Annotated in this window: 3 protein-coding genes; 1 reads left to right on the top strand and 2 read right to left on the bottom strand. The window is 72.4% G+C overall.

Features of this window, described 5'->3' with window-relative positions:
• Positions 1–97: 97 nt before the first annotated feature.
• On the top strand, positions 98–1,336 hold the full coding sequence (locus CCS38_RS18730) for an MFS transporter (RefSeq protein WP_223734441.1): 1,239 nt from the start codon (positions 98–100) through the stop codon (positions 1,334–1,336).
• Between the two features lie 57 nt (positions 1,337–1,393).
• Here CCS38_RS18730 and bioD read toward each other — a convergent pair whose 3' ends face one another.
• On the bottom strand, positions 1,394–2,086 hold the full coding sequence (bioD, locus tag CCS38_RS18725) for a dethiobiotin synthase (RefSeq protein WP_223734440.1): 693 nt from the start codon (positions 2,084–2,086) through the stop codon (positions 1,394–1,396).
• A 16-nt stretch (positions 2,087–2,102) separates the two neighbouring features.
• Positions 2,103–3,407, bottom strand: a complete 1,305-nt coding sequence (locus tag CCS38_RS18720; protein WP_223734439.1) for an adenosylmethionine--8-amino-7-oxononanoate transaminase — start codon at positions 3,405–3,407, stop codon at positions 2,103–2,105.
• Between the last annotated feature and the right edge of the window lie 48 nt (positions 3,408–3,455).

Here is a 3,455-nt window from a genome sequence, read left to right as displayed (position 1 = left end):
ACCTCCACCACACTTCTCTCGACGCTACCGCCACCCACTGACAATCCGACGTACGCCGAGCACCGGACCGTGCGTACCCCGAGCAGGACCAGGACGCATGCCCAACCCACCCGCGGACGTGGCCACGGAACCGGCCGCCACCCAGCCCGACACCTACGCCCGCAAAGCGGTACTCGCCTCCGCCGTCGGCTACGGCCTCGAGGGCTTCGACCTCCTCATCCTCAGCTTCGCCCTCTCCGCGATCACCGCGGGGCTGAGCCTGACCTCCGCCCAGGCCGGTTCGCTCACCACGATCACCCTCATCGGCTGCGTCGCCGGCGGGCTCCTCTTCGGCGTACTCTCCGACCGCCTCGGCCGCATCCGCGTCCTGACCTGGTCGATCATCCTCTTCGCCGTCTTCACCGGCGTCACGGCCATCGCCCAGGACTTCACCCAGCTCGCGGTCTCCCGCTTCATCGCCGGCATGGGCATCGGCGGTGAATTCGGCATCGGCATGGCGCTGGCCGCCGAGGCGTTCCCCAGCCGCAAGCGCGCCCGCGGCACCTCCTACGTCGGCCTCGGCTGGCAGACCGGCGTCCTCGCCGCCGCCCTGGTCTCCGCGCCCGTCATCGAAGCCTGGGGCTGGCGCGCGCTCTTCGCCCTCGGCATGCTGCCCGCGCTCGCGGCCTTCCTCTTCCGCCGCACCATGCACGAGCCCGCCGCGTTCACCGCAGCAAAGACCGCCGAGCGGCCGGCCACCGCGCCGCTGCGCTCGCTGGTCGCCACCCCCGCCGCGCGCCGCGCCACCCTCGGCGTCCTCGTCCTGACCTCGGTACAGAACTTCGGCTACTACGGCATCATGACCTGGCTGCCGAGCTACCTCTCCCAGCAGTTCGGCTACAGCCTCACCAAGTCCGGCGCCTGGACCGCCGTCACCGTCGTCGGCATGGCCTGCGGCATCCTCGCCTTCGGCCACCTCGCCGACCGCATCGGCCGCCGCCCCACTTTCTGGATCTTCCAGGCCGGCTCGGTCGTCACTGTCCTCGCGTACGCGACGCTCGAAACGCCGACCGCGCTGCTCATCGGCGGCGCGGTCATGGGCGCGTTCGTGAACGGCATGACCGGCGGCTACGGCGCGCTCATCGCCGAGCTGTACCCGACGCACGCCCGCGCCACCGCGCAGAACGTCCTCTTCAACGTCGGCCGCGGCATCGGCGGCCTGGCCCCGCTCGTCGTCGCCCTGGTCGCCACGTCGTACGGATTCCAGAAGGCCATCGGCCTGCTCGCCGTCATCTACGTCCTGGACATGGCGGCGATGCTCCTGATCCCGGAGCGGAAGGGCGCGGAGCTCGACTGACCCGCGCGTACGCGAAGGGGGCACCGGCTCGCAGCCGGTGCCCCCTTCTTCGTACCGCTAGTTCTGCCAGGTCCCGCCCAGCCGCGGCGCCAGCCATGACGCCGCCCGAGCCCGGAACCGGGCCGGCGGCAACGCTCCCGACCCGGCCGGTACAAGGCCGAGCAACGGCGCCCCCGCCACCTCCGGCAGATCCTCCACATTGCAGCGCGACGCAAGATCCGGCTCGGCGGGCCAGCTGCCGATGACCACGCCCGCACACGCGATGTCCATCGTGCGCAGTGCGAGCGCCGTCAGGGCCGTGGCGTTGAGCGTGCCGAGGCCCGCCTGCGCCACCATCAGCATCGGCACGCCGAGTGCCTTGGCCGCGTCGGCCAGGGTGGCGCCGGTCTCGTCGAAGCGGACCAGCAGCCCGCCCGCGCCCTCGACCAGCACCACGTCGTGCTCGGCGGCCAGCTTCTCCGCCGCCTCGGCGATCTCGTGCGGGCGTACCGGCGGCAGCCCGGACCGGCGGGCCGCCGTTGCGGGGGCCAGCGGCTCGGGGTACCGGGCGAGTTCGGCGGTGGTCACGCCGGAGCCCGCGAGTCGCGCGACCTCCGCGACATCCCCCGGCTCGCCCGCCGCCACGCCGGTCTGCGCGGGTTTGAGTACCGCGACCGACCTGCCGCGGGCCAGTTCGGCGGCGGCGATGGCGGCGGTGGTGATCGTTTTGCCGATCTCCGTGCCCGTGCCCGTGATGAACAGCACCGACATGCTTACGCGCTCCTCCTCAGCCCTCGCGCGCGGCGGCGCACACCGCGGCGCAGATGCGGGCGATGTCCTCGTCGCCGGTGATGTACGGCGGCATCGTGTAGATCAGATCGCGGAACGGGCGCAGCCACACGCCCTGTCCGACGGCAGCCCGGGTCGCGGCCGTCATGTCGATCGGGTGGTCGAGCTGGACGACGCCGATGGCGCCCAGTACGCGTACGTCCCGGACGCCCGGGATCGTCCTGGCCTGTGCCAGTCCGTCCCGCAGCCCGGCCTCGATCCGCTTGATCTCCTGGCGCCAGTCCTGCGTCAGCAGGACGTCCAGCGAGGCGTTGGCGACCGCGGCGGCCAGTGGGTTGGCCATGAACGTCGGCCCGTGCGCGAGCACCGGCACCTCGCCCCGGGAGATCCCGGCCGCCACCCGCGGCGTGCACAGCGTCGCCGCCATGGTCAGATAGCCGCCGGTCAGCGCCTTGCCGAGACACATCACGTCCGGTACGACACCCGCGTGACCGGCCGCGAACAGCTCGCCGGTGCGGCCGAAGCCCGTCGCGATCTCGTCGAAGATGAGCAGCACGTCGTGCGCGTCGCACGTCTCGCGCAGCACCCGCAGATAGCCGGGGGAGTGGAAGCGCATGCCGCCCGCACCCTGGACGACCGGCTCCACGATGACCGCGGCCAGTTCGTCGGCGTGCCGGCCGATCATGTCGCGCACGTGGTCCGCGTACGCCTCGTCCACGGGCGCGTCGAACCCGCCGGGCGGCGCGTCGGCGAACACCTGCCGGGTCAGCACCCCGGACCACAGTTCGTGCATCCCGCCGTCCGGATCGCACACCGACATCGGCTGCCAGGTGTCACCGTGGTACCCGCCGCGCCAGGTCAGCAGCCGCTGCTTGGCCGGGCGGCCGAGCGAACGCCAGTACTGCAGGCACATCTTGGCCGCGACCTCGACCGAGACGGACCCGGAGTCGCACAGGAAGACGTGCTTCAGGTCGCCCGGCGCGATGTCGGCGAGCCGCTGGGCGAGCCGGACGGCGGGCTCATGGGTGAGCCCGCCGAACATCACATGGCTCATCCGGTCGAGCTGGCCGCGCGCGGCCTCGTTCAGTACCGGGTGGTTGTAGCCGTGGATCGCCGACCACCAGGACGACATGCCGTCGACCAGCTCGGTGTGTCCCTGGACCGGCTCGGCGGTCCGCAGCCGGACCCCGGCCGCGGACTCGATCACCAGCGGGTCGTCCTTGCCGGGCATCGGGCCGTACGGGTGCCACACATGCTGCCGGTCCAGGGCCAGCAGGTCGTGCACGTTCATCGGCTCAGGCATTGGGCGGCAGGTCGGTACCGGCGCCGCGGCGGCGGACCGAGACCAGGT

This window comes from Streptomyces purpurogeneiscleroticus (assembly GCF_020024005.1).
Lineage (GTDB): Bacteria > Actinomycetota > Actinomycetes > Streptomycetales > Streptomycetaceae > Streptomyces > Streptomyces purpurogeneiscleroticus.
This window is presented reverse-complemented; position numbering and strand designations above follow the sequence as displayed.

Excerpts from the sequence above, each read along its gene's own strand:
- CCS38_RS18730 (WP_223734441.1), top strand. The coding sequence starts at position 98 with ATGCCCAACCCACCCGCGGACGTGGCCACGGAACCGGCCGCCACCCAG.
- CCS38_RS18720 (WP_223734439.1), bottom strand. The coding sequence starts at position 3,407 with ATGCCTGAGCCGATGAACGTGCACGACCTGCTGGCCCTGGACCGGCAG.
- bioD (WP_223734440.1), bottom strand. The coding sequence starts at position 2,086 with ATGTCGGTGCTGTTCATCACGGGCACGGGCACGGAGATCGGCAAAACG.